Raw genomic sequence first — 24569 nt, 5'->3', positions numbered from 1 at the left:
GCACCCGTGTCACACCCGTATCGGCTTCAACACTGGCCGACAGGGCGGTTTCCTGTCGGTGCGGGCTCCGCGTAGGGTGGTCGACACTGTTAGTCTCCCTGATGCCCTGTCGTCGGACCTCGTGGTCGGGCGGGGCATCAGGCACAGAGAATTCCGTCCCTCGCACAACATACCGTCACCTCTCGCGTAGCGAACGCGGGGGTCGCAGGAGGCACCGTGCTCACCGCGTTCGCCCGGGCGTTCAAGACGCCCGACCTGCGCAAGAAGCTGCTCTTCACGCTCGGCATCATCGTGCTGTACCGGATCGGTACCCAGGTCCCGATCCCGGGTGTGAACTACCAGAACGTCCAGACCTGCATCGACGCGGTCGAGTCCAACTCCGGCCTGTTCGGTCTGGTCAACATGTTCAGCGGTGGCGCACTGCTGCAGGTCACGGTCTTCGCGCTGGGCATCATGCCCTACATCACGGCGAGCATCATCCTTCAGCTGCTGACCGTGGTGATCCCGCGCCTGGAAGCCCTCAAGAAGGAGGGCCAGTCCGGTACGGCGAAGATCACCCAGTACACCCGCTACCTGACGGTGGCCCTCGCGGTCCTGCAGGGCACCGGCCTGGTGGCCACCGCCCGCAGCGGCGCCCTGTTCACCAACTGCCCGGTCGGCAGCCAGATCGTTCCCGACCAGTCGATCTTCGTGACCATCACCATGGTCATCTGCATGACCGCCGGCACGGCGCTGGTGATGTGGCTCGGCGAGCTCATCACCGACCGCGGCATCGGCAACGGCATGTCGATCCTGATGTTCATCTCGATCGCCGCCACCTTCCCCGCCGCCCTGTGGGCCATCAAGGAGCAGGGCGACCTCGCGGGTGGCTGGATCGAGTTCGGCACCGTGATCCTCGTCGGCCTGGTCATGGTCGGCCTGGTGGTCTTCGTCGAGCAGGCCCAGCGCCGTGTCCCCGTGCAGTACGCGAAGCGCATGATCGGCCGCCGCTCCTACGGCGGCACCTCGACCTACATCCCGCTCAAGGTCAACCAGGCGGGTGTGATTCCGGTCATCTTCGCGTCGTCGCTGCTCTACATCCCGGCGCTGATCGTCCAGTTCACCAACTCGACCGCGGGCTGGGCGACCTGGATCCGCCAGAACCTCGCGGACACGGCCGCGCCCGCGCACATCGCGCTGTACTTCCTTCTGATCGTCTTCTTCGCGTTCTTCTACGTGGCCATCTCGTTCAACCCCGAGGAAGTCGCGGACAACATGAAGAAGTATGGTGGCTTCATCCCGGGCATCCGGGCTGGCCGACCGACCGCTGAGTACCTCAGCTACGTGCTCAACCGGATCACCTGGCCGGGTTCGCTGTATCTGGGTCTGATCGCTCTCGTGCCGACGATGGCGTTGGCAGGTTTCGGGGCAAACCAGAACTTCCCGTTCGGCGGGACCAGCATCCTGATCATCGTGGGTGTCGGTCTCGAGACGGTGAAGCAAATCGAGAGCCAGCTCCAGCAGCGCAATTACGAAGGGTTCCTCCGCTGATGCGAATCGTCCTGGTCGGGCCGCCGGGTGCAGGCAAGGGTACGCAGGCCACGCGCCTTGCCGAGAAGCTGCGCATTCCGCACATCTCCACCGGCGACCTGTTCCGAGCCAACATCAGCCGGCAGACGGAGCTCGGGAAGCTCGCGAAGTCCTACATGGACGCCGGCAACCTGGTGCCGGACGAGGTCACCATCGCGATGGCCAAGGACCGCATGGAGCAGCCCGACGCCGAAGGCGGCTTCCTGCTGGACGGCTTCCCCCGCAACGTCTCCCAGGCCGAGGCGCTCGACGAGCTCCTGGAGACCGAGGGCATCACGCTGGACGCCGTCCTGGACCTGGAGGCGCCCGAGGGCGAGGTCGTCAAGCGGATCGCCGGCCGGCGCATCTGCCGCAACGACTCCGCGCACGTCTTCCACGTGTCGTACAAGCAGCCCGCCAAGGAAGGCGTCTGCGACGTCTGCGGCGGCGAGCTGTACCAGCGCGACGACGACTCCGAGGAGACCGTGCGCACCCGGCTGGAGGTCTACCACACGCAGACCGAGCCGATCATCGACTACTACAAGTCCCAGGGCCTGGTCGTGACGATCAACGCCATGGGCCCGGTCGACGAGGTCACGCAGCGGGCGCTGGAGGCGCTGAAGCGCGAGAGCGCCGACAAGTAGCCGCCGGCCTCATCCGGCCGTGGCGCCCGCGGGGGTGCCACGGCCGTACTGTTGTGCAGGTAACCGGTTGACGTGAGTGACGGAGAGCGCAGGGCCCCCATGGTGCAGATCAAGACCCCCGAGCAGATCGCCAAGATGCGTGAGGCGGGCCTGGTCGTCGCCGCCATCCACGCGGCGACCCGTGAGGCCGCCGTCCCGGGCGCCACGACGAAGGATCTGGACCAGGTCGCCCGCAAGGTGCTCGCCGAGCACAACGCCAAGCCGAACTTCCTCGGCTACGGCGGCTTCCCCGCGACGATCTGCACCTCGGTCAACGAGGTCGTCGTCCACGGCATCCCCTCCGACGAGGTCGTCCTCAAGGACGGCGACGTCATCTCCATCGACTGCGGCGCGATCGTCGACGGCTGGCACGGCGACGCCGCGTACACCGCGTTCGTGGGCTCGGGTCACGCCCCGGAGCTGATCGAGCTCTCCCGGGTCACCGAGGAGTCGATGTGGGCCGGCATCGCGGCCATGAAGCAGGGCAACCGGCTCGTCGACGTCTCCCGGGCCATCGAGACGTACATCCGCCGTCAGCCCAAGCCGGGCGGCGGCCGGTACGGGATCATCGAGGACTACGGCGGCCACGGCATCGGCACCGAGATGCACATGGACCCGCACCTGCTGAACTACGTCGACCGGCGCCGCGGCAAGGGCCCGAAGCTGGTCCCCGGCTTCTGCCTGGCCATCGAGCCGATGGTGTCGCTCGGCACGCCGAAGACCCGGGTGCTCCAGGACGACTGGACGGTCGTCACCACGGACGGCACCTGGTCCTCCCACTGGGAGCACTCCGTCGCCCTGACCGAGCAGGGCCCGCTGGTCCTGACCGCCCCCGACGGCGGCCGGGCCAAGCTCGCCGAGTACGGCATCACGGCGGCGCCCGACCCGCTGGCCTGACGGCGGCCCCCGTCCCGTGCCCGCCCTCGCCTCCCGTGACCGGGAGGCGGGCCGAGGCTGTCCCCGCCCGCCCGCATAATGATCTGCGGTGTGGGGCAGACTCCTTCCATTTCGCCTTTCCGGGTGTGCTGACGTAGACTGACTCGTCGGCTCTCGTGCACCCGCATGTCCGCATGCACCTCGTGGTGCACGTGGGAGTCGATCAAGGTAGTCGATTCGAAGGGCGAAGCGTGGCCAAGAAGCAAGGTGCCATCGAGATCGAGGGCACTGTCGTCGAGTCTCTTCCGAACGCCATGTTCAAGGTCGAGCTCCAGAACGGCCACCAGGTCCTGGCACACATCAGCGGCAAGATGCGTATGCACTACATCCGCATCCTCCCTGACGACCGGGTCGTGGTGGAGCTGTCTCCGTACGACCTGACCCGTGGCCGGATCGTCTACCGCTACAAGTAGATCTTGCCCGTGCCCCGCTGCGTCGGGGCGCGCATCCCGTTTGCCGCGGGGTGGGTGGCACTGACCCGGAGAACCTCAATCCCATGAAGGTCAAGCCGAGCGTCAAGAAGATCTGCGACAAGTGCAGGGTGATCCGCCGTCACGGCCGGGTCATGATCATCTGCGAGAACCCGCGCCACAAGCAGCGCCAGGGCTGACCGCACGATCACACCCTCTGCACCGCTATCGCAGAGATTCGCGCGACGCGAGCTGAATATGTTCATACGCAGGGCCCGAGCCGTCATGGCTCGACACCCCCGGTTCGGAGGCCGGGGACCCAGTCCGTACCTGATACGGCGGCTGGGAGCCGGTCCTGCGGCAGACCTCCGAAGATCACCAGGAGCCATTGAATGGCACGCGTTTCCGGTGTCGACATCCCGCGCGACAAGCGCGTGGAGATCGCCCTGACCTACGTGTTCGGCATCGGCCGGACCCTTTCCCAGCAGACGCTGGCCGCCACCGGCGTGGACCCGAACACCCGTGTCCGGGACCTCTCCGAAGAGCAGCTGGTCGCGATCCGCGAGTACGTCGACAACAACATCAAGACCGAGGGTGACCTCCGTCGCGAGATCCAGGCCGACATCCGCCGCAAGGTCGAGATCGGCACGTACCAGGGTCTGCGCCACCGTCGCGGTCTGCCTGTCCGTGGTCAGCGCACGAGCACCAACGCCCGCACCCGCAAGGGCCCGCGTCGCGCCATCGCCGGCAAGAAGAAGCCGGGCAAGAAGTAGTCCGCAGCGGACGCCTGTCCACGGTCTTCGCTGTAGGACCGACCACCTCCCGTAGGAGTTAAGAGATGCCCCCCAAGGGACGTCAGGGCGCTGCCAAGAAGGTGCGCCGCAAGGAAAAGAAGAACGTCGCTCACGGCCACGCGCACATCAAGAGCACGTTCAACAACACGATCGTCTCCATCACGGACCCGTCCGGCAACGTGATCTCCTGGGCCTCCGCCGGCCACGTCGGCTTCAAGGGCTCCCGGAAGTCCACGCCGTTCGCCGCGCAGATGGCCGCCGAGTCGGCCGCCCGCCGCGCCCAGGAGCACGGCATGCGCAAGGTCGACGTCTTCGTCAAGGGCCCGGGCTCCGGTCGCGAGACCGCGATCCGCTCCCTGCAGGCGACCGGCCTCGAGGTCGGCTCCATCCAGGACGTCACGCCGACCCCGCACAACGGCTGCCGTCCGCCGAAGCGCCGCCGCGTCTGACGCACGGCTCTTCGCCGCAGGTTTCCGGGCGGCACGGTCCGCAAGGGGCGTGCCGCCCGTACCCTTGCAGTACCCGTCCCTTCCTTTCGGGGACGGCTTGAGTCGGGCGTCATATAGCGGGCGCCCACGACTGAAGGATCTGATCCACACATGCTGATCGCTCAGCGTCCCTCGTTGACCGAAGAGGTCGTCGACGAATTCCGCTCCCGGTTCGTGATCGAGCCGCTGGAGCCGGGCTTCGGCTACACCCTCGGCAACTCCCTGCGCCGTACCCTCCTCTCCTCGATCCCGGGTGCGGCGGTCACGTCCATCCGCATCGACGGTGTCCTGCACGAGTTCACCACCGTGCCGGGCGTCAAGGAGGACGTCACCGACCTGATCCTCAACATCAAGCAGTTGGTCGTCTCCTCGGAGCACGACGAGCCGGTCGTGATGTACCTGCGCAAGCAGGGCCCGGGTCTGGTCACCGCCGCCGACATCGCGCCCCCGGCCGGTGTCGAGGTGCACAACCCCGACCTCGTCCTCGCCACGCTCAACGGCAAGGGCAAGCTGGAGATGGAGCTGACCGTCGAGCGCGGTCGCGGCTACGTCTCCGCCGTGCAGAACAAGCAGGTGGGCCAGGAGATCGGCCGCATCCCGGTCGACTCCATCTACTCGCCGGTCCTCAAGGTCACCTACAAGGTCGAGGCGACCCGTGTCGAGCAGCGCACCGACTTCGACAAGCTGATCGTCGACGTCGAGACCAAGCAGGCCATGCGTCCGCGTGACGCCATGGCGTCGGCCGGCAAGACCCTGGTCGAGCTGTTCGGTCTGGCCCGCGAGCTCAACATCGACGCCGAGGGCATCGACATGGGCCCGTCCCCGACGGACGCCGCCCTGGCCGCCGACCTGGCGCTGCCGATCGAGGAGCTGGAGCTCACCGTTCGGTCGTACAACTGCCTCAAGCGCGAGGGCATCCACTCCGTGGGTGAGCTCGTCGCCCGCTCCGAGGCGGACCTGCTCGACATCCGCAACTTCGGTGCGAAGTCGATCGACGAGGTCAAGGCGAAGCTGGCCGGCATGGGCCTGGCCCTGAAGGACAGCCCGCCCGGATTCGACCCGACCGCCGCCGCTGACGCGTTCGGTGCCGATGACGACGCTGACGCCGGTTTCGTGGAGACCGAGCAGTACTGATTCGGCTGCCGGTCCGTTGCGGCCGGTCGCGCAGTTCCCCGCGCCCCTGCCGGGGCGCGGACCCTCCGGGGCGTCGCAAGGCGCCCCGGATCTCCGACAGGCGACCGCCTGCTCGGATACTGACTCCGGTACCTGATACGGCCGGGGCAGACACACAGGAGAAGAACCATGCCGAAGCCCACCAAGGGTGCCCGTCTGGGCGGCAGCGCCGCGCACGAGAAGCTGCTCCTCGCGAACCTCGCGAAGTCGCTGTTCGAGCACGGCAAGATCACCACCACCGAGGCGAAGGCCCGCCGTCTGCGGCCGTACGCCGAGCGCCTGATCACCAAGGCGAAGAAGGGCGACCTTCACAACCGCCGCCAGGTGCTCCAGGTCATCACGGACAAGGGCGTCGTCCACACGCTCTTCACCGAGATCGGCCCGCGCTACGAGAACCGTCCGGGTGGCTACACCCGCATCACCAAGATCGGTAACCGCCGTGGCGACAACGCGCCCATGGCCGTCATCGAGCTGGTCGAGGCGCTGACGGTGGCGCAGCAGGCGACCGGTGAGGCCGAGGCCGCCACCAAGCGCGCGGTCAAGGAGGCCGACGAGGCCAAGGCGGAGGAGACCAAGGCCGACGAGGCCCCGGTCGAGGACGCCAAGGCCGACGAGGCTCCCGCCGAGGAGTCCAAGGACGCGTAAGCGTTCCGCCGGGGACCGTGCCTCCGGCCGCGGCCTCGTCGTGGCCGGTCGTGCGGTTCCCCGCGCCCCTTCGGCGCATTCGCGGGCCTGCTCCCTCCCGGGAGCGGGCCCGCTTCCGTGTTCCTGAGAGGATCTGTGCGTGAGTGAAGAAGCGGCCCCCGGTCACGTCCGTATCCGCCTCGACCTGTCCTACGACGGCAGCGCCTTCCACGGCTGGGCCAAGCAGGCGGGCGGGAAGCGGACCGTGCAGGGGGAGATCGAGGACGCCCTGCGGACCGTGACGCGGTCGGGGAGCACGACGTACGAGCTGACCGTGGCGGGGCGGACCGACGCGGGCGTGCACGCGCGGGGGCAGGTGGCGCACGTGGACCTGCCGCGCGAGGTGTGGGCGGAGCAGAGCGGGAAGCTGCTCAAGCGGCTCGCCGGCCGGCTGCCCAAGGACGTGCGGGTCTGGGCGCTGCGGGAGGCGCCGCCCGGCTTCGACGCGCGGTTCTCCGCGATCTGGCGGCGCTACGCCTACCGCGTCACCGACAACCCGGGCGGCGTGGACCCGCTGCTGCGCGGGCACGTGCTGTGGCACGACTGGCCGCTGGACGTCGACGCGATGAACGAGGCCGCGCGCGGGCTGCTCGGGGAGCACGACTTCGCCGCGTACTGCAAGAAGCGCGAGGGGGCGACGACCATCCGGACGCTCCAGGAGCTGAGCCTGGTGCGCGGCGAGGACGGGATCGTCACCGCCACCGTCCGGGCCGACGCCTTCTGCCACAACATGGTGCGCTCGCTCATCGGGGCGCTGCTGTTCGTGGGGGACGGGCACCGTCCGGCGGACTGGCCCGCGAAGGTGCTGGCGGCGGGCGTGCGGGACTCCGCCGTGCACGTGGTGCGGCCGCACGGGCTGACGCTGGAGGAGGTCGGCTACCCGGCGGACGAGCTGCTGGCGGCGCGGAGCCGGGAGGCGCGGAACCGGCGCACGCTGCCGGCGGGCGGCTGCTGCTGACCCGCCCGGAGCGCGCGCCGGTCAGCCGTCCGCCCAGGTCGTGAGGAGACCGGCCAGGGCCGAGGCGGCGGCGTCGCCCTTCGTGCCGTCGCGCCGCGCGGCCGGGGCGAGCTCCACGTGCAGGAACGTGGCGTGCTGCCGCTGTGCCGCCCGGCCCTGGACGTTCGTGGTGCCCTCCAGCGGACACCGCGCCGACCAGCCGCGGCACACCCGCAGGCCGTCCGCCTCCATGCGGTCGGCCAGGGCGGTGGCCCCGTCCGCCGTGTGCTGCGCCGCTCCGGTGGAGAGCACGGCGTCGTAGGAGCGCCGGTCGGTCCGGGCGAAGCCGTGCAGCTGGAGGCCGGGCACGTCGCGCTTGTGCAGTTCGAGGACGATGGCGTGGAAGGCGCTGTCCTCCCGGTGCGCGACGTCCGCCGCGTCGCCCCGGCCGGCGCGGCGGTGCGCGCCGGCCACCACCAGGGCCCCGCCGGGGGTGCCCTCCAGGAGCCGTACGCCGAGCCGTTCGGTGTCCCGGTCCGCCACCGGGTGGGGCACCTGGACGCTCCAGCGGACGCCGGTGTCGGCGGAGACGTAGAGCCGGCCCCAGTGCTCGCCCTCGCCCCGGCGGGTGGCCGCCACCTCGTCGTACCGCCGGCCGGACGCGGTGTCCACGAGCCGGGTCACGCCGAAGCCGGCCCGCGCGAGGACCTGGTCGGCGCCCGCGGTGTCGCCTTCCAGGAGCCGTCCGACGCCCCGGGCCAGCCGCTCCCGGTCCTGGGGGCCGGGCGGGGTGTAGTCGCCGTCGGGCCGCAGGCCGGACGTGTACGTGAGGATGCGGTCGCGCAGGTCCACGAGCTCCCGGGTACCCGGTCCGGGGTCGTCCGCGGCCCGGTGCGACGGCGACTGGCAGCCGAACAGCGCCACTATCAGACCGACATGGGCAGCGATCCGAACGAAATGTGATCGTCTTGTGATGCCGATGTCGGTTTGTGTGCAGCGGGTCATGTGAGCATGACGCGGTGACATTTCGTAAGTCTCTCCGTATGGGGCGTTCGCTGGGGGTTGCGGCGGCCGTGGCGGGGCTGCTCGCCGGGTGCGGCACGCAGTCCTCCGATCCGCGGGCCGGTGCGGGCGGCCGCTCGTTCACCGTGGCGGCCGCGGGCGACGTGCTCATCCACCCCGAGCTGGTCGAACAGGCCGCCAAGGACGCCGAGGCGACCGGCGCGGGAGAGGCCGGCCTGGACTTCGGGCCGCTGCTCGCCGGGGTGAAGCCTGTCATCAGCAGCGCCGATCTGGCCATCTGCCACATGGAGACGCCGGTCGGCGGGCCGGAGGGACCCTTCGAGGGGTACCCCGAGTTCCTGGTCCCGCCCCAGGTGCTGTCGTCCCTGAAGGACGTGGGGTACGACACCTGCTCGACCGCGTCGAACCACACCTACGACCACGGCCTCAAGGCGGTGAAGCGCACGCTCGACGCCATGGACAAGGCGGGGCTCGGGCACACCGGGTCCGCGCGCACGCCCGAGGAGGCGCGGCGGATCAACATCCGCGACGTCAACGGGGTCAAGGTCGCCCACCTGTCGTACTCCTGGGAGTCCTTCCTCAACCCGACGCCCGAGAAGGAGCGCTGGGCGTTCAACCGGGTCAGCGCGGACGAGGTCGGGAAGGCCGAGGCGCGGGCCCGCGAGCAGGGCGCCGAGGTCGTGATCCTCTCGGTGCACTGGGGCCTGGAGCACTACAACGAGCCGAGCGACCCCCAGCTGCGGCTGGCGGAGCGGCTCACCGAGGAGACCGGCATCGACCTGGTCATCGGGCACCACTCCCACGTGGTGCAGCCGATCCAGAAGCTGAACGGCACCTGGGTGGCCTACAGCCTCGGCAACCAGGTGGCCCGCCACTCCTCGCCCACCGGGCTCACCGAGGAGGGGGCCATCGGCTGGTTCGAGTTCCGGGAGACGGCCGACGGCTGGGACGTCGACGCGCGCTACCGCACCACGCTGGTGGACATCCCGCCCGAGGTGGAGCCCGGTCAGAAGCTCCCCCGGGGCGCGGTCACCGATCACCGGGTGGTCGACGTCCGACGGGCGATCGACGCCCCGGGCGAGCTGTCCGAGGACCGCGTCGCCCGTTACCGGCTGGCGGCGGAGCGCACCCGCGGGTTCCTCTTCAACCGGGGGGCTCCGGGCGGTGACGGCCTCGAGGAGCTCGTCCTGGAGCGTGATTAGGGACACAGCATGACAGGGTGCCCCGGGCCACAACCCTGGCGCCCCCGAAGAGTCTGTTAAGTGACGGCGTCTCACGCCCGCGTCAGCGGTGCCTCCCTTCCGGCGCTGTGCATCCGTGGAGGTCGGAGGGAAGACCACCCATGACATCAACCCGAGCCGCACGCGCCCCCCGGGGCAGGCGGCGCAGCCGCCGCAGAGCGGACATGCCGCTGCTGGGCGGCATCCGTCCGCCGATCGCGGTGCTGTGCGTGCTGATCCTGGCACTGGCCGGTCTCACGGCCAGGGTGCTCGGCCCCGCGGGGGAGCCGGCCGTGCCCCGGGCGGTGCTGTCCTCGCAGCAGCACTTCGCCCAGGACGGGGCCATCGCGCTGCGCGCGTCGATCGACGAGCGGGTCACCGACCTCACCCGCACCGCGGCGGCGCTGAACGCGGGGTCCCCGGTGCGGCCGGAGCGCGTCCTGTCGGACCTGGGCCGCACGTACCAGAAGTGGACCGGCACGACCGTGCTGGACCTGGAGAGCGGAGAGGTGCTCGCCGCGCGAGGGGAAACGATTCCCCTCGGCTGGCTGGACGAGGACGTCCTCACCGGTGACCAGGCCCTGACCCCGCGCATGGTGCGGCTGGAGACCGGCGACGTCCGCCTGATGACCATGGCGGTGCTGGACTGGAAGGACCGTCCGCAGCAGCTGCTGATCGCCTCCAACAGCCTGTCCGTGCCCGCCATCAACCTGGGCCCGTTCCGCTCGATGGCGGTGGTCGCGCGCGGCGGCGAGATCCTCGCCACGGCCGGCTTCGAGCAGTCCGAGGCGCTCAACTCGGACGCGGAGCGCAAGGAACTGAGCTTCCTGCGCAAGCAGATGAGCCGGCTGTCCGGCGAGGCCGCCGAGGCGGCCGAGCAGGACCCCATCAGCGCCCGGGAGCCCGGCGCCCGGGGCTACCCCGGTGTCAGCGGGACCCTGGTGGGCGACGGCTACAACGGCCGCGTCGCCACCGCCGGCTACGCCTCCCTCGCCTCCTCGGACCCCGAGGACGAGGAGAGCGTCGGCGCGGGCCTGGGACTGACCGTGGTGGCCATGCTGCCGGTCGTCGAGCACCAGGCGTCCGAAGCGGGCCGGGAGCTGTACGGCCTGGTCGCGGCGGGCGCGCTGGTGGTCCTCGGACTGCTGGCGGCGGCCGTGCTGTGGCTGACCGTGCAGCGCCCCCTGCTGCGGCTCTTCCTGGAGTCGCGCAGGCTCGCCCGGGGCGACCTGACCCGGCCCGTCGCGGTGCCCAGCCGCGGCGAGGCCGCGCGGATCGGGCAGGCCCTGGAGCGGCTGCGCGAGCAGCTGCTCGACGGGCCGGGGACCGGCGGCACCGGCCACGGCCGCGGGACCCGCTTCGGGGTGCGCGGGCCGCTCGCCCTGACGGCCGTGCTGCTGTTGCTGTGGTGCGTGCCGGTCGGCCTGCTGCTGAACCGCACGGACGGCTCGGTGAGCGTGCCGGCCACCCTGGTCAACGACCAGCGCGACCGCGTCGACCTGATCGCCGACCGGGTCCGCAGGGCCCTCAACGAGGCCCAGGCCGACCTCGTCTCCACCGCCCGCCTCATCGACCCCGCCGACACCGGCGCCACGACCGGCCTGCTCCGGGACGCGCTGCGCGAGCACACCCGGTACGCCTCCCTGTACGTCGTCGACGACGGCGGTGACGTCGTCGCCCGGGCCGGGGACGAGCCGCGCGCCGGCTGGGACCCGGACGCGAAGGGCGAGCAGATCCGGGTGTCGGGCAAGGGCGGCAAGAAGCCCGTGATCCAGGCCGGCGCCGTCGTGCCCGAGCACAAGGGGATCACCCTGGTCGGCGAGGTGCGGGTGGAGTTCCTCAACTCGCTGCTGGCCCGGCCCGGCCTCGGCGAGGTGCGGGTGGTGGACTCCGACGCGCTCACGCTCGCCGCCAACCGCGGCTTCCTGGCCTTCGAGAAGCTGCCCGGCGACACCCTGCCCGACCTGGTGCGCGCCGCCAACGTTCAGGTGGGCGCGGGTCCGCAGGAGAACGGGCTGCTCGTCCGCGAGGGCCGGAGCATCACCGTGGCCGCGGCGGCCCCCTTCTCCGGCGGCGGCGTCGCGGCCGAGATCGGCTGGACGGTCGTCGGCTGGCAGGACGCCAGGCACCTGCAGATCGCCGCCTACGAGCGCGAGGACCGCAGCGTGCTCGCCGGCATGCTCGGGCTGGCCGCGATCGTCGTCTGCCTCGGCTGGGTGCACCTGGTCGTGGCCCGTCCGCTGCGGGCCCTGGCGGCCGGCGCCGAGAAGCTGGCCGACGGCGACCTCAAGACCGTGCTGTACCCGCGCTACCAGGACGAGGTGGGTGCCGTGGTGCGCAGCCTCGAACTGATCCGACAGCAGTTGCAGGCCCGCCGGCAGAACCAGGCGCGCCGGCAGGCCGAGCCCCGGCTCGGCGCCCGAGGAAGGTGACCCGCTGTGCTCTATCTCTACTTCGTCCTGCTCACCGGCGGGGTGTTCCTGCTCGTGGCGGGCATCGTGGAGCAGCGCCGGCACTACGCGGCCCTGCACAGCATCCCGGCGCGGGTCCTCGTCAACGGCATCCGCGGCAAGTCGTCGATCACCCGGCTGTGCGCGGGCGCCCTGCGCGGCGGCGACATGGTCACCGTGGCCAAGACCACGGGGACGGCCGCGCGGTTCATCCACCCCGACGCCACCGAGGAGCCGGTCTACCGCAAGTTCGGGATCGCCAACGTGGTGGAGCAGATCGGCATCGTCCGCCGGGCCGCCACCTACCGCCCCGACGCCCTGGTCATCGAGTGCATGGCGGTGATGCCGGCGCTCCAGGAGGTCAACCAGAGCAAGCTGATCCGGTCGACGATCGGGGTGCTGTGCAACGTGCGCGAGGACCACCTCGCCGAGATGGGCCCCACGCTCGACGACGTGGCGCGCTCGCTGTGCCGTTCGATGCCGGAGAACGGCATCTGCGTCACCGCGGAGAAGGAGCGCTTCCACATCCTCCAGGAGGAGGCGGACGCCCGTAACTGCCGGCTGGTCTACGCCGACCCCGAGACCGTGACGGACGAGGAGCTGCGCGGCTTCAGCTGGTTCACCTTCAAGGAGAACGTCGCGATCGCCCTGGTCGTCGCGGAACTCCTCGGGGTGGAGCGCGCGGTCGCCCTGCAGGGCATGTACGACGCCCCGCCGGACCCGGGCGTGCTGTCCGTGGAGCGCTACCTCACCCCGGAGGGCAAGCGCCTCGCCTTCGCCAACGTCTTCGCGGCGAACGACCCCGAGTCCACCCTGATGAACATCAACCAGCTGCTGGACCTGGGGGCCGTCCACCGCCCCCTCAACGTGGTGATCAACTGCCGCCCGGACCGCGTCGAGCGCAACGGCCAGATGGGCGAGATCATCCCCGACCTGAAGCCGGACAACGTGTTCGTCATCGGCCACCCCGCCAGGAGCGCCATCGACGCCATCCCGGCGCAGTGGCGCGACCGCGCGGTCGACCTGGGCGGTGAACGCCGCTCCGCCGACGACTTCATGCCGGCGCTGCTCGACCGCCTGGCCGCCGACTCCTCCCTGGTCGCCATCGGCAACATCCACGGCCAGGGCGAGGAACTCCTGGAGTACCTCGCCGAACTCCCGGTGGACGACGGCGCCCCGGCGGACGACGCGCAGCACCCCGCCGCACCGGTGTCCTCCCCGGCGGCGCGCCTGGACCCGTTCGCCCCGTACCCCATGGCGTACGAGGAGCGCTACCAGGCCACGCGGACCCAGGAGATCCCGGTCGTCAGCATGCCGGTCCAGCGGTCGGCGCCGTACGGCGACGCCGCGCCCGGGCCGTACGCCGGTCCCGGCCGGACGCCGGGGCGCCACCCGGAACCCGCCGGGCCCCCGCAGCCGTACGCCCCCCACCAGGAGGCGTGGCCCCACGACGATCCCCACGGCCGGCCCCGGTATCCGGCGGCCGACGGCGGCGGGCTGCCCCCGCAGCCCTGACGCCCCCAGGCCCCGGCGGAGCCCCCGCCCCGCCGGCCGCCGCCGCCCGTCCCGCCCCCTACCCGCACCCCTGCCCGGAGATCCCGTTGACCACCGTCCCCCTCAGCCCCGAGATGGCCGCCCTGGGCATCGCCATAGGCCTGCTCTTCTCGCTGCTGTGCTACCTCACCACCAACCTCTCGCCCGGCGGGATGATCACCCCGGGCTGGATCGCCCTCACGCTCATCGAGGACCTGCAGCGGGCGGCCATGGTGGTGGGCGTCACCGCCCTGACCTACGCGGGCACCAAGGTCATGCAGCGGCTGGTGATCCTGTACGGCAAGCGGCTGTTCGCCGCGGTGGTGCTGCTGGGCGTGCTGCTCCAGGCCACGGTGATGATCGTGCTCTCGCTGGAGTTCCCCCTGCTGTACGGCAACCAGACCCTGGGCTTCATCGTCCCCGGCCTGATCGCCTACCAGATGGTGCGCCAGCCCAAGGGCGCCACCCTGCTGGCCACGGCCACCGTCTCCCTGATGGCCTACATCGTCGTCGCCGCCGGCCTGCTGCTCGGCGTCATGCCCACCGTCTGAGATCCCAGGAGTCAACGATGGCAGGAAAGAAGAAGTCGCGGCCGGTCCTGTCGGGCCTGGTGGTGCTGGGGCTCGTGGCGACCTCGGGGTACCTCACCGTGGAGCTGCGCAAGGACCAGCAGCCGGGCGTCACCGAGGTGCGCAACGTCGGCGTGCTGCAGGGCTCCGGCAAGGCCTCGCAGGACCGCGGGCAGGAGACCTGGTCCCGCCTGGAGAACCCGGCGCGGTCCGTGCTGCGCGGCGCCAACGGCAAGATCGAGGCCGTCTTCACCGACGGGGCGCGCACGGCGACCCTGACCGGCCCGGCCCGCACCTTCCAGGAGCCCAGCGCGACCAGGTCCAAGGTCTCCACCACGGACTGGGTGCGGCTCATGCCCGAGCCGTGGTCCGAGGGCGCCGAGAAGGAGAAGTGGTTCAAGGAGTGGTACGCCGAGTACGCGGACAGCAAGGAGGACGACATCTTCGCGTTCGCCTCCCAGTACCTGGCGGGCGCACCGGAGAAGAAGGACGAGCAGGGCGTCGTCTACGCCGGGGACGCCAACTTCGGCCCCCTCAACACCGGTGGGGCCGAGGGCGGTGACCTGCGCCTGGAGCAGTCCGACTTCTACGACTACCTGGGCATCGCCTACCCCTTCCGGGACGGCGTCGTCGGGCAGCCGGAGGCCGTGCGGGCCCGGTCGATCGACTGCTCCGGCTACATGCGCATGGTCCTGGGCTACCGCGCCCGCTACCCGCTGATGTCCTCCGACGCGTCCGGCGACGGCCTGCCGCGCACCGCCAACGGCATGGCCCGCTCCAAGGCGGGCGTCGACATCCTGCCGCTGACCGGTGTCGCGGCGGAGGACCGGCCGTCCGCCATCGACCAGCTCCAGCCCGGGGACCTGGTCTTCTTCAAGCTCGACCAGCGGACGGGGCAGCGGCTGGACCACGTGGGCATGGTGCTCGGCTACGACACCGAGGGCCACCTGGTCTTCATCTCCAGCCGCGAGGAGATCAACGGACCGACCATCGGCGACATCGGCGGTGTCTCCCGGCTGGACGGCAACGGCTACTACGCCAAGACGCTGCGCAGCGCCAAGCGCCTGTGACGCACGCGCCCCGGGGCCCCGGGGACGCCCGTCCCCGGGAGACCGGTGCGGCCGCTACCCGGCCGCCGCCGACGCCTGGGCCTCGCCGCGCCGGCGGATCTGGCGGAAGGTGAACTCCGCGAGGTCGTCGCCGGTGGAGAACACCGCCGTGTCCTTCGTCGTGACGTCCTTGCCGCTGGTGAAGCCGGTGATGGTGAAGTAGGCGTAGCGGCCCAGGGAGTTGGTCGTCGTGCGGCAGACCGCGCCGGCGCAGAAGTCCTTCACGCCGCCGCCGGACAGCGACTTGATGATGCTCCTGGTGTCGGCCTGCTGCTTGGCCTTCACCGCCTGCGCCTCGGTGTCGAAGACGGCCACGCCGACCGTCACCGCGATGCCGTCGCGGGTGTAGGTGACGCGCATCAGGCGCGTGCAGTCGTTGGCGTCGAGGACCTTGGGGAGGGTCTGCCGGGCGGCCGAGGCGCAGTTCCTCGTGTCGGCCGTCGGGCCCTTCTCGTAGACCGTCCGACCCATCGTCAACTGGGTGCCGGGGAAGAGGATCTCCGGGCTCAGCGGGGCCTTGTCCTTGGCCGCGCTGGCGATGAAGTCCCGCGGGTCCAGCGGGGGCGGCGCGCTGGTCGGCGCGAAGGACGGCGCCGAGGCGCTGGCGCTCGGGAGGTCGGCGGTGGAGGGCAGCTGGGCGGCCGGGCTGTTCGACGCCTGGCCGCTGCCGTTGGCCGAGACCACCGCCACGGCGACGGCCGCCGCGATCCCGATGGTGGCCAGCGCGCCGCCGCCGACGAACAGCAGCCGGCGCCGCTTGTTGCGGGCCTCGGACGCCTCGGCGAGCGCCGCCCAGTCCGGCGACTGGCCCCCGCCGCTGTTCCAGGGCTGCTGAGAATGCGGTTTCCAGGGATCCCACTGGGACTGCGGATCCCCCTGCCCATAACTCATGGGGCGCATCTTAGACGGGCCAAGGGGCGTGCTGTTCCGCCTCTTTGGGCCGCGCAGCGCCTAGCGTTCCTCCCATGGCGACGGGCAAAAGCGACATCTCCGGGTGGTTGGTGCGGCCGGCGACCTGGCACCTGTGGGCGGGTCTCGCCGCGGTGCTGGGAGCCCTGGCGGCCGGCACCGCACGGGCGGCCCCGGACGGCGGCATGGACAACGCGATCGTCGTCCGGGCCGCCCGCACCTGGCTGGCCGGCGGCTCGCCGTACGACGACCCGCACTTCCTCTACCTGCCCGGCGCGGTCCTGGCCGCGGTGCCGCAGGCGCTGCTGCCGCAGGGCGTGCTGCGGGTGCTGGTGCCCGTCGCGGTGACGGCCTGCCTGGCGCTCGGCTGGGCCTGCGCCCTGCGCCTGTACGGCCTGCCGCTGCGCAGCCGCTTCGCCGCCCTGGGCCTGACCGCCCTCGCGGCGGGCTTCGCGCCGTTCGGGCACCTGGTGCGGCTGGGCAACTGGACGGCGACGGCGGCGCTGGCCCTGCCGCTGTGCCTGCTGCTGGCCGGGCGGGGCCGCTGGGTGGCGGCGGGCGCGGCCGTCGGCGCGGCGGTGGCGCTCAAACCGCTGCTCGCCCCGGTGGCGCTGCTGTTCGTCTTCGCCCGCCGCTGGCGCGCGCTGGGCGTGCTGGTCCTGGTGCCGGCGCTCGCCTCCGGCGCGGCTGCCCTGCTGCTGCCCGACCCCGCGGGCTTCCTCACCCGCACCCTGCCCTTCCTGCTGCACGGCGACGACGGCTTCGTCCGGCTCTACGAGGCCTCCCCGGCGGCGGTGCTGCCGCGGCTCGGGGTGCCCCGCCCGCCCGCCGAGGCGCTCGCGTCGACGGCGGCCGCGGCCGGGGTGCTGTGCGCGTACCGCCGCTGGCGCCGGGCCGACCCCGGCCCGCTCCGGCTCGTCGAGACCTCCGCGGGCCTGATGCTCTCGGCGTTCCTCGTCTCGCGCCCGTCCTACGACCACTACCTGCTGGTCGTCCTGCCGCTGCTGCTCGCCGGGCTGCCGTTCCCGGGCTCTGCGGCCCGGCGGCCCTGGTTCTGGCTCGCCCTGGTCCCGCAGGTGCCCGGCCTGGCCTGGCCGTACCTGGAGTCGCCGCGCCGACGGGCGTTCCGGGACGCGGTGACGCTGTGCGCGCTGGCGGTGACGGTGGCCCGGCAGTCGCGCCGCCCGGCCGGAGCGGCCGTCCCGGACGGGGGGCGGCACCCCGTACACTCGGAGGAGGCAGTGATCCCGCGTTTTGACCCACCTCGGGCGCCCCGGTATCCTGCCTAGTCGTTGTGTATTGGCTTGCTCATTCTCACGGGACGGGCCCTTACACCGGTCCACCGGGCCGATGACCAGCGACCAGCACGCGGTTTGCGTCACCGCTGTGCGGTCAAGGCTGTCGTGATCGTTTCGGTGACCTTGTCTAGGACCATTCACTCGAAGCGAAGGCTACGAACCGTGCGTACGTACAGCCCCAAGCCCGGCGATGTGACGCGCCAGTGGCACGTCATCGACGCTCAGGACGTTGTCCTGGGCCGTCTCGCCAGCACTGCCGCCACCCTTCTGCGGGGCAAGCACAAGCCGATCTACGCGCCGCACGTCGACGCTGGTGACTTCGTCATCATCATCAACGCCGACAAGGTGCACCTGTCCGGCAACAAGCGGACCCAGAAGATGGCCTACCGCCACTCCGGCTACCCGGGCGGTCTGCGCTCGGTCCGCTACGACGAGCTGCTCGACAAGAACCCCGAGAAGGCCATCGAGAAGGCCGTCAAGGGCATGCTCCCCAAGAACACTCTGGGCCGTCAGATGCTCTCGAAGCTGAAGGTCTACAAGGGTGACCAGCACCCGCACGGCGCGCAGCAGCCGCAGCCGTACGAGATCACCCAGGTCGCGCAGTAAGTCCGGCCACCCCCTAAGACTGAAGAGAATCTGAGGAGAATCGTGGCCGAGACCACTGCCGAGCAGCCGCTCGAAGAGCTTGACATCGACAGCTACACCACCGAGTCCGAGGTCCCCGTCGAGGGCGAGTACACCTCGGAGTCCCTGGCCTCCCGCTTCGGCGAGCCCCAGCCGGCCGCCGGCCTGGGCCGCCGCAAGGAGGCCATCGCCCGCGTCCGGATCGTTCCGGGCACCGGCAAGTGGAAGATCAACGGTCGCACCCTCGAGGACTACTTCCCGAACAAGGTGCACCAGCAGGAAGTGAACGAGCCCTTCAAGGTGCTCGAGCTCGAGGGCCGCTACGACGTCGTCGCCCGCATCTCCGGCGGCGGTGTCTCCGGTCAGGCCGGTGCGCTCCGTCTCGGTGTCGCCCGTGCGCTGAACGAGGCGGACGTCGACAACAACCGCGGTCCGCTGAAGAAGGCCGGCTTCCTGCGCCGCGACGACCGCGCGGTCGAGCGGAAGAAGGCCGGTCTGAAGAAGGCCCGCAAGGCTCCGCAGTACAGCAAGCGCTAAGCACGCCTGCCTGCTCGTACTCCGAACGCCCCGGCGGCACGCCACTGTGCCGCCGGGGCGTTCGTTTATCACAGCCAAGGGCGTATAACGGCACAAGGCGCTCAAAGGCTGGTGTGCTGGTGTGATGGGATGGCCGGGCATCGCATGTCATCGCATGCCTGGGATGCGGAAGCAGCGTGCGCGGGCCGCACCGGCGCACCGCTTCCGGAACTGACGCTTCCTCAGGAGGACAAGTGGGACGACTCTTCGGCACGGACGGCGTGCGCGGTGTCGCGAACGCGGACCTGACGGCCGAGATGGCCCTCGGCCTCTCCGTCGCTGCGGCGCACGTGCTGGCCGAGGCGGGCACGTTCGAAGGACACCGGCCGACCGCGGTGGTCGGGCGTGACCCGCGCGCCTCCGGGGAGTTCCTGGAGGCCGCCGTGGTCGCGGGCCTGGCCAGCGCCGGCGTCGACGTGCTGCGGGTCGGCGTGCTGCCGACGCCCGCCGTGGCGTACCTCACCGGCGCGCTCGGCGCCGACCTCGGTGTGATGCTCTCCGCCAGCCACAACGCCATGCCCGACAACGGCGTCAAGTTCTTCGCGCGCGGCGGCCACAAGCTCGCCGACGAGCTGGAGGACCGCATCGAGTCCGTCTACCAGGAGCACCGCCGCGGCGAGCCGTGGGAGCGGCCCACCGGCGCGGGCGTGGGCCGGGTCCGGGAGTACGGGGAGGGCGCCGAGCGGTACGTCTCGCACCTGGTGAGCGTGCTGCCGAACCGGCTCGACGGGCTGAGGATCGTCCTGGACGAGGCGCACGGCGCCGCCGCCCGGGTCTCGCCGGAGGCGTTCCGGCGGGCCGGCGCCGAGGTCGTGACCATCGGCGCCGAGCCGGACGGCCTCAACATCAACGACGGGTGCGGCTCCACCCACCTCGACCAGCTCAAGGCCGCCGTCGTCGCGCACGGCGCCGACCTCGGCATCGCGCACGACGGCGACGCCGACCGCTGCCTGGCCGTGGACCACACCGGCGAGGAGGTGGACGGCGACCAGATCCTCGCCGTGCTCGCCCTCGCCATGCGGGAACGCGGCACGCTGCGGTCCGACACGGTCGTGGCGACCGTCATGTCCAACCTGGGCTTCAAGCTCGCCATGGAGCGCGAGGGCATCCGCCTCGTCCAGACCGCGGTCGGCGACCGCTACGTCCTGGAGGAGATGAAGGAGCACGGCTACGCGCTCGGCGGCGAGCAGTCCGGGCACGTGATCATCCTCGACCACGCGACCACCGGCGACGGCACGCTGACCGGCCTGCTGCTCGCGGCCCGGGTGGCGCACAGCGGCCGTACGCTGCGGGACCTGGCGTCCGTCATGGAGCGGCTGCCGCAGGTGCTGATCAACGTGCCGGACGTCGACAAGGCGCGGGTCCGCACCTCCGGGGAGCTCGCGGCCGCCGTCGGCGACGCCGAGCGGGAGCTCGGCGAGACCGGGCGGGTGCTGCTGCGGCCGTCCGGCACCGAGCCGCTGGTGCGGGTCATGGTCGAGGCCGCGGACATCGAGCAGGCCCGGTCCGTGGCCGGGCGGCTCGCGGACGCGGTGAAGTCGGCGCTCGGCTAGCCGGCCTTGTGCATCCGGCCGCGCTGCCTGGCCCAGAACCACTTCTGGGCCAGCAGCGTGAGGGTGCCGGCCACGATGATGCCGAGCAGGTTCAGCAGGAGCTGCTCCGTCGATCCCCAGGTCTGCTCGGTGTCGCCGTAGCTCAGCGCCACGGCCGCGTTGGCGGCGGCCGGGACGGTCGTCACGGAGATGGCGACGCCGACGAGGGCGCCGGACTTCGCGGAGGTCAGGGACAGGGTGCCGGCGGCGCCGGCCAGGACCGCCACGACGAAGGAGAACCAGTCGGGGGCGTAGACGAAGCCCGTCTGCGGCCGGTCGCCCTCCAGCTGCTCCTCGGTGAACAGCCCCACGGCGTCCATGAACAGGCTGAAGCCCACCGTCACCGCCATCGCCGCGGCGAAGCCCGCCAGGAGGGCGAGCAGCGAGCGCAGCGCGAGCCGCGGCATGCGCTGCACCGCAGCCGTGCAGATGCCGGCGAGCGGCCCGAACTCCGGGCCCACCGCCATCGCGCCCACGATCAGGATCGCGTTGTCGAGCACCACACCGCAGGCCGCGATCATGGTGGCCAGCGTGATGAACGCGAGGTAGGTCACCGACAGGCTCGACTCCTCGTGCGTGGCGTCGGTCAGGTGCTCCCACAGCACCGCGTCCGCGCTCTCGCCCGGGGCGTCCTCCTCCGCGCGGTCGGCGCGCCGGGACAGCGACAGGTCGATGTTCTCCACCGCGATCGACCCCGACCGGTCCAGGCCCAGCCCCTGCAGCTCGCTCAGCAGCTCGTCGCCCGCCTCGCGCGCCACGTCGCACAGCACGACGTCCCCGGCCGGGTTGCGCGCGGCGCCCGGCAGCACCACGAGGTGGGTGGTGCCGACGGTCGTCTCGATCAGACGGACCACGTCGTCGGTCCGTTCGGCCGGCGTGATCAGGCGAAGATGCAGCATGGCGCCCTTTGTAGCAGGCCGGTGCCGGGGCGGTTCACAGCTTGCGCAGGCTCAGGCGCTGGACCGTGTGGTCGGGGCCCTTGCGCAGCACCAGGGTGGCGCGGCCCCGGGTGGGGGCGATGTTCTCGACGAGGTTCGGCTTGTTGATGGTCCGCCACATCGTGCGGGCGTAGTCGAGGGCCTCCTCCTCGGAGACCTGGGTGTACCTGCGGAAGTACGAGGACGGGTCCTGGAAGGCGGTCTCGCGCAGCTTCTTGAAGCGGTTGAGGTACCAGCGCTCGATGTCCTCGGTGCGGGCGTCGACGTAGACGCTGAAGTCGAAGTAGTCGGCGAGGCCGACCCGGGTGCGGCCGTCCTTGCCGGGCAGGGCGGGCTGGAGGACGTTGAGCCCCTCGACGATCAGGATGTCGGGCCGCCGTACGACGAGCTGCTCGCCGGGGACGATGTCGTAGATCAGGTGGGAGTAGACGGGCGCGCTGACCTCGCCCTTGCCGGCCTTGATGTCGGCGACGAACCGGGTGAGGGCGCGGCGGTCGTAGGACTCGGGGAAACCCTTCCGCGACATCAGGCCGCGGGCCTGGAGCTCGGCGGTGGGCAGCAGGAAGCCGTCCGTCGTCACCAGCTCGACGCGCGGGTGCTCGGGCCAGCGGCGCAGCAGCGCCTGGAGGAGGCGGGCGACGGTGGACTTGCCGACGGCGACGGAACCGGCGACCCCTATGACGAAGGGCGTGCCGGCCTGGGAGCCCTGTTCGCCGAGGAAGGTGTTCAGTGCCCCCCGGAGCCCGTCCGTGGCGCCGACGTAGAGGTTGAGCAGCCGCGACAGCGGCAGGTAGATGTCCCGCACCTCGTCGAGGTCGATGACGTCACCGAGGCCGCGCAGCCTCTCGACCTCCTCGGCCGACAGCGGCAAGGGCGTCTTGTCCCGCAGCGCACTCCACTCCGCGCGGGTGAGATCGACGTAGGGAGTCGCCTCCGGCCGCTGCCGGTGGGCGCTCCGGGGCATCGAGGGGACCGGAGAGATCACAGTCCATTGTTAACGGAGTTTGAACGGACCGGTGGGTGGGGTCGGTCACGTCCGGCGGGGGCGGGGGCGCGCGGCCGGCCGTGGGTATTTCCGAATCCGGGCAGGAGCCGCCGGGTGCGCGGGGGGCACGGGTCGTAGGCTGCGGCTCATGTGCGGAATCGTGGGATACGTGGGGCCGCAGTCGGCGCTCGAGGTCGTGATGGCCGGGCTGAAGCGGCTGGAGTACCGGGGATACGACTCGGCGGGTGTGGCCGTCCTCGCGGACGGCGGCCTGGCGACGGCGAAGCGGGCCGGGAAGCTGGTCAACCTGGAGAAGGAGCTGGTCGACCGGCCGCTGCCGACCGGTGCGACCGGCATCGGGCACACCCGGTGGGCCACGCACGGCGGGCCGACCGACGCCAACGCCCACCCGCACATCGACAACGCGGGACGCGTCGCCGTGGTGCACAACGGCATCATCGAGAACTTCGCCGTGCTGCGGGCCGAGCTCGCCGAGCGGGGCCACGAGCTGGCCTCCGAGACCGACACCGAGGTGGTCGCCCACCTGCTCGCCGAGGAGTTCTCCTCCTGCGCGGACCTCGCCGAGGCGATGCGGCTGGTGTGCCGGCGGCTGGAGGGCGCGTTCACGCTGGTCGCGGTGCACGCGGACGAGCCGGACGTGGTGGTCGGCGCGCGGCGGAACTCGCCGCTGGTGGTGGGCGTCGGGGAGGGCGAGGCCTTCCTCGCCTCGGACGTCGCCGCGTTCATCGCGCACACCCGGTCCGCGATCGAGCTGGGCCAGGACCAGGTGGTGGAGCTGCGCCGGGACGGCGTGACGGTCACCGGTTTCGACGGCAGCCCGGCCGAGGTCCGCTCGTACCACGTCGACTGGGACGCCTCGGCCGCCGAGAAGGGCGGCTACGACTACTTCATGCTCAAGGAGATCGCCGAGCAGCCCAAGGCGGTCGCCGACACGCTCCTCGGACGCATCGACGCGTCCGGCTCGCTGAGCCTGGACGAGGTGCGGATCCCCCCGGGGGTGCTGCGGGAGGTCGACAAGGTCGTCATCATCGCGTGCGGGACGGCCTTCCACGCGGGGATGATCGCCAAGTACGCCATCGAGCACTGGACGCGGATCCCCTGCGAGGTGGAGCTGGCCAGCGAGTTCCGCTACCGCGACCCGATCCTCGACCCGCAGACGCTGGTCATCGCCATCTCCCAGTCCGGCGAGACCATGGACACCCTGATGGCGCTGCGGCACGCCCGCGAGCAGGGCTCCCGGGTCCTCGCCATCTGCAACACCAACGGGTCGACGATCCCGCGCGAGTCGGACGCCGTGCTGTACACGCACGCCGGTCCGGAGGTGGCCGTCGCCTCGACCAAGGCGTTCCTGACGCAGCTGGTCGCCTGCTACCTCGTCGCCCTGTACCTCGGGCAGGTGCGCGGCACGAAGTGGGGGGACGAGATCCGGGCCGTGATCCGGGACCTGTCGCAGATCTCCGGGGAGGTCGAGCGGGTGCTGGAGACCATGGAGCCGGTGCGGGAGCTGGCGCGCGGCCTCGCCCACAAGAACACCGTGCTGTTCCTGGGGCGGCACGTCGGCTATCCCGTGGCCCTGGAGGGCGCGCTCAAGCTGAAGGAGCTCGCGTACATGCACGCCGAGGGCTTCGCGGCGGGCGAGCTGAAGCACGGGCCGATCGCCCTGATCGAGGAGGACCTGCCGGTGGTGGTGGTCGTGCCGTCGCCGCGCGGGCGTTCGGTCCTGCACGACAAGATCGTCTCCAACATCCAGGAGATCCGGGCGCGCGGGGCGCGCACGATCGTCATCGCCGAGGAGGGCGACGACGCGGTCGTCCCGTACGCCGACCACCTGATCCGGATCCCGGCCACCCCGACCCTGCTCCAGCCGCTCGTCGCGACGGTGCCGTTGCAGGTGTTCGCCTGTGAACTGGCCACGGCCCGGGGCAACGAGGTGGACCAGCCGCGCAACCTCGCGAAGTCCGTGACGGTGGAGTAGACGGTGGAGCAGCGGCGCCGGGTGCCGAACTCGTGCGGATTCCCCGTGACTTGGTGAAAAAACCGTGAAGTCGGCATGCGTGTTCGGTGATTGA

Annotated in this window: 24 protein-coding genes; 20 read left to right on the top strand and 4 right to left on the bottom strand. The window is 71.3% G+C overall.

Translation table 11 applies throughout. From position 1 onward, the window contains the following. Positions 1 to 216 precede the first annotated feature (216 nt). The 10 genes from secY (at position 217) to truA (ending at position 7674) form a co-directional block, all read left to right on the top strand. Entirely contained in the window at positions 217 to 1530 is a 1314-nt protein-coding gene (secY, locus tag ACIF8T_RS18470) for a preprotein translocase subunit SecY (protein WP_400036230.1), read from the top strand. Beyond that, positions 1530 to 2192, top strand: a complete 663-nt coding sequence (locus ACIF8T_RS18465) for an adenylate kinase (RefSeq protein ID WP_400036228.1) — start codon at positions 1530 to 1532, stop codon at positions 2190 to 2192. Before secY ends, ACIF8T_RS18465 begins: the two co-directional genes overlap by 1 nt. A 99-nt stretch (positions 2193 to 2291) precedes the next feature. Beyond that, entirely contained in the window at positions 2292 to 3128 is an 837-nt protein-coding gene (gene map / locus ACIF8T_RS18460) for a type I methionyl aminopeptidase (protein WP_400036427.1), read from the top strand. 230 nt (positions 3129 to 3358) lie between these two features. Beyond that, complete coding sequence (infA, locus tag ACIF8T_RS18455; protein ID WP_003948620.1) at positions 3359 to 3580, top strand: translation initiation factor IF-1; 222 nt, start codon at positions 3359 to 3361, stop codon at positions 3578 to 3580. 83 nt (positions 3581 to 3663) lie between these two features. Next, positions 3664 to 3777: a 50S ribosomal protein L36 gene (gene rpmJ / locus ACIF8T_RS18450; protein ID WP_004984509.1), complete on the top strand. Its 114-nt coding sequence runs from the start codon at positions 3664 to 3666 to the stop codon at positions 3775 to 3777. Positions 3778 to 3969: 192 nt separating this feature from the next. Beyond that, entirely contained in the window at positions 3970 to 4350 is a 381-nt protein-coding gene (rpsM, locus tag ACIF8T_RS18445; protein WP_010036675.1) for a 30S ribosomal protein S13, read from the top strand. A 65-nt stretch (positions 4351 to 4415) separates the two neighbouring features. Further along, complete coding sequence (rpsK, locus tag ACIF8T_RS18440; RefSeq protein WP_003956432.1) at positions 4416 to 4820, top strand: 30S ribosomal protein S11; 405 nt, start codon at positions 4416 to 4418, stop codon at positions 4818 to 4820. A gap of 150 nt (positions 4821 to 4970) precedes the next feature. Beyond that, the gene (locus ACIF8T_RS18435) at positions 4971 to 5993 is read left to right on the top strand and encodes a DNA-directed RNA polymerase subunit alpha (RefSeq protein WP_003966937.1); all 1023 of its coding nucleotides are present in this window, start codon (positions 4971 to 4973) and stop codon (positions 5991 to 5993) included. A gap of 168 nt (positions 5994 to 6161) precedes the next feature. Next, a complete protein-coding gene (gene rplQ / locus ACIF8T_RS18430) occupies positions 6162 to 6677 on the top strand; it encodes a 50S ribosomal protein L17 (protein ID WP_400036226.1) in 516 nt (171 codons plus the stop codon). Positions 6678 to 6816: 139 nt separating this feature from the next. Continuing rightward, positions 6817 to 7674 (top strand): tRNA pseudouridine(38-40) synthase TruA, encoded by an 858-nt coding sequence (gene truA / locus ACIF8T_RS18425; RefSeq protein ID WP_400036224.1) that lies wholly within the window; start codon positions 6817 to 6819, stop codon positions 7672 to 7674. Positions 7675 to 7695: 21 nt separating this feature from the next. On the opposite strand, the gene ACIF8T_RS18420 is transcribed toward truA, so the two are convergent. Further along, complete coding sequence (locus ACIF8T_RS18420) at positions 7696 to 8505, bottom strand: hypothetical protein (RefSeq protein WP_400036222.1); 810 nt, start codon at positions 8503 to 8505, stop codon at positions 7696 to 7698. Positions 8506 to 8696: 191 nt separating this feature from the next. Between ACIF8T_RS18420 and ACIF8T_RS18415 the strand changes: the two genes are divergently transcribed. The 5 genes from ACIF8T_RS18415 (at position 8697) to ACIF8T_RS18395 (ending at position 15518) form a co-directional block, all read left to right on the top strand. After that, complete coding sequence (locus ACIF8T_RS18415; RefSeq protein ID WP_400036220.1) at positions 8697 to 9878, top strand: CapA family protein; 1182 nt, start codon at positions 8697 to 8699, stop codon at positions 9876 to 9878. A 203-nt stretch (positions 9879 to 10081) separates the two neighbouring features. Then, the gene (locus tag ACIF8T_RS18410; RefSeq protein WP_400036425.1) at positions 10082 to 12328 is read left to right on the top strand and encodes a HAMP domain-containing protein; all 2247 of its coding nucleotides are present in this window, start codon (positions 10082 to 10084) and stop codon (positions 12326 to 12328) included. A gap of 6 nt (positions 12329 to 12334) precedes the next feature. Then, a complete protein-coding gene (gene pgsB / locus ACIF8T_RS18405) occupies positions 12335 to 13861 on the top strand; it encodes a poly-gamma-glutamate synthase PgsB (protein WP_400036218.1) in 1527 nt (508 codons plus the stop codon). A gap of 86 nt (positions 13862 to 13947) precedes the next feature. Continuing rightward, positions 13948 to 14430 (top strand): poly-gamma-glutamate biosynthesis protein PgsC/CapC, encoded by a 483-nt coding sequence (locus ACIF8T_RS18400; protein ID WP_400036216.1) that lies wholly within the window; start codon positions 13948 to 13950, stop codon positions 14428 to 14430. 17 nt (positions 14431 to 14447) lie between these two features. Next, positions 14448 to 15518, top strand: a complete 1071-nt coding sequence (locus ACIF8T_RS18395) for an NlpC/P60 family protein (RefSeq protein ID WP_400036214.1) — start codon at positions 14448 to 14450, stop codon at positions 15516 to 15518. 54 nt (positions 15519 to 15572) lie between these two features. On the opposite strand, the gene ACIF8T_RS18390 is transcribed toward ACIF8T_RS18395, so the two are convergent. Continuing rightward, entirely contained in the window at positions 15573 to 16448 is an 876-nt protein-coding gene (locus tag ACIF8T_RS18390; RefSeq protein WP_400036212.1) for a hypothetical protein, read from the bottom strand. Positions 16449 to 16522: 74 nt separating this feature from the next. Between ACIF8T_RS18390 and ACIF8T_RS18385 the strand changes: the two genes are divergently transcribed. The 4 genes from ACIF8T_RS18385 to glmM all read left to right on the top strand — a co-directional run bounded on the left by ACIF8T_RS18385 (position 16523) and on the right by glmM (position 20517). Next, complete coding sequence (locus tag ACIF8T_RS18385) at positions 16523 to 17755, top strand: glycosyltransferase 87 family protein (RefSeq protein WP_400036210.1); 1233 nt, start codon at positions 16523 to 16525, stop codon at positions 17753 to 17755. A gap of 171 nt (positions 17756 to 17926) precedes the next feature. Continuing rightward, complete coding sequence (gene rplM / locus ACIF8T_RS18380; RefSeq protein WP_019754543.1) at positions 17927 to 18370, top strand: 50S ribosomal protein L13; 444 nt, start codon at positions 17927 to 17929, stop codon at positions 18368 to 18370. Between the two features lie 42 nt (positions 18371 to 18412). Next, a complete protein-coding gene (rpsI, locus tag ACIF8T_RS18375; protein ID WP_365828312.1) occupies positions 18413 to 18925 on the top strand; it encodes a 30S ribosomal protein S9 in 513 nt (170 codons plus the stop codon). 233 nt (positions 18926 to 19158) lie between these two features. Then, on the top strand, positions 19159 to 20517 hold the full coding sequence (gene glmM, locus ACIF8T_RS18370) for a phosphoglucosamine mutase (protein ID WP_400036208.1): 1359 nt from the start codon (positions 19159 to 19161) through the stop codon (positions 20515 to 20517). Here glmM and ACIF8T_RS18365 read toward each other — a convergent pair. Both ACIF8T_RS18365 and coaA read right to left on the bottom strand, forming a co-directional pair. Next, on the bottom strand, positions 20514 to 21455 hold the full coding sequence (locus ACIF8T_RS18365) for a DUF389 domain-containing protein (RefSeq protein ID WP_400036206.1): 942 nt from the start codon (positions 21453 to 21455) through the stop codon (positions 20514 to 20516). The two genes, glmM and ACIF8T_RS18365, sit on opposite strands and share 4 nt — an antisense overlap. 34 nt (positions 21456 to 21489) lie before the next feature. After that, entirely contained in the window at positions 21490 to 22458 is a 969-nt protein-coding gene (coaA, locus tag ACIF8T_RS18360; RefSeq protein ID WP_400036423.1) for a type I pantothenate kinase, read from the bottom strand. Positions 22459 to 22627: 169 nt separating this feature from the next. Between coaA and glmS the strand changes: the two genes are divergently transcribed. Continuing rightward, a complete protein-coding gene (gene glmS / locus ACIF8T_RS18355; RefSeq protein ID WP_400036204.1) occupies positions 22628 to 24475 on the top strand; it encodes a glutamine--fructose-6-phosphate transaminase (isomerizing) in 1848 nt (615 codons plus the stop codon). The last annotated feature ends 94 nt before the right edge of the window (positions 24476 to 24569 follow it).

Source organism: Streptomyces sp. NPDC085946, from assembly GCF_044540485.1.
Taxonomy (GTDB): Bacteria; Actinomycetota; Actinomycetes; order Streptomycetales; family Streptomycetaceae; genus Streptomyces.
The sequence above is the reverse complement of the archived record's forward strand: the minus strand, read 5'-3'. Positions and strand labels throughout refer to the sequence as shown.

What these genes read in the sequence shown, in the direction of transcription:
- ACIF8T_RS18465 (WP_400036228.1), top strand. Translation starts at nt 1,530, where the DNA reads ATGCGAATCGTCCTGGTCGGGCCGCCGGGTGCAGGCAAGGGTACGCAG.
- coaA (WP_400036423.1), bottom strand. Translation starts at nt 22,458, where the DNA reads ATGCCCCGGAGCGCCCACCGGCAGCGGCCGGAGGCGACTCCCTACGTC.
- ACIF8T_RS18415 (WP_400036220.1), top strand. Translation starts at nt 8,697, where the DNA reads ATGGGGCGTTCGCTGGGGGTTGCGGCGGCCGTGGCGGGGCTGCTCGCC.
- rpsM (WP_010036675.1), top strand. Translation starts at nt 3,970, where the DNA reads ATGGCACGCGTTTCCGGTGTCGACATCCCGCGCGACAAGCGCGTGGAG.
- rpsK (WP_003956432.1), top strand. Translation starts at nt 4,416, where the DNA reads ATGCCCCCCAAGGGACGTCAGGGCGCTGCCAAGAAGGTGCGCCGCAAG.
- ACIF8T_RS18390 (WP_400036212.1), bottom strand. Translation starts at nt 16,448, where the DNA reads ATGAGTTATGGGCAGGGGGATCCGCAGTCCCAGTGGGATCCCTGGAAA.
- map (WP_400036427.1), top strand. Translation starts at nt 2,292, where the DNA reads ATGGTGCAGATCAAGACCCCCGAGCAGATCGCCAAGATGCGTGAGGCG.
- rplQ (WP_400036226.1), top strand. Translation starts at nt 6,162, where the DNA reads ATGCCGAAGCCCACCAAGGGTGCCCGTCTGGGCGGCAGCGCCGCGCAC.
- ACIF8T_RS18365 (WP_400036206.1), bottom strand. Translation starts at nt 21,455, where the DNA reads ATGCTGCATCTTCGCCTGATCACGCCGGCCGAACGGACCGACGACGTG.
- rpmJ (WP_004984509.1), top strand. Translation starts at nt 3,664, where the DNA reads ATGAAGGTCAAGCCGAGCGTCAAGAAGATCTGCGACAAGTGCAGGGTG.
- glmS (WP_400036204.1), top strand. Translation starts at nt 22,628, where the DNA reads ATGTGCGGAATCGTGGGATACGTGGGGCCGCAGTCGGCGCTCGAGGTC.
- ACIF8T_RS18410 (WP_400036425.1), top strand. Translation starts at nt 10,082, where the DNA reads ATGCCGCTGCTGGGCGGCATCCGTCCGCCGATCGCGGTGCTGTGCGTG.
- ACIF8T_RS18435 (WP_003966937.1), top strand. Translation starts at nt 4,971, where the DNA reads ATGCTGATCGCTCAGCGTCCCTCGTTGACCGAAGAGGTCGTCGACGAA.
- ACIF8T_RS18395 (WP_400036214.1), top strand. Translation starts at nt 14,448, where the DNA reads ATGGCAGGAAAGAAGAAGTCGCGGCCGGTCCTGTCGGGCCTGGTGGTG.
- ACIF8T_RS18385 (WP_400036210.1), top strand. Translation starts at nt 16,523, where the DNA reads ATGGCGACGGGCAAAAGCGACATCTCCGGGTGGTTGGTGCGGCCGGCG.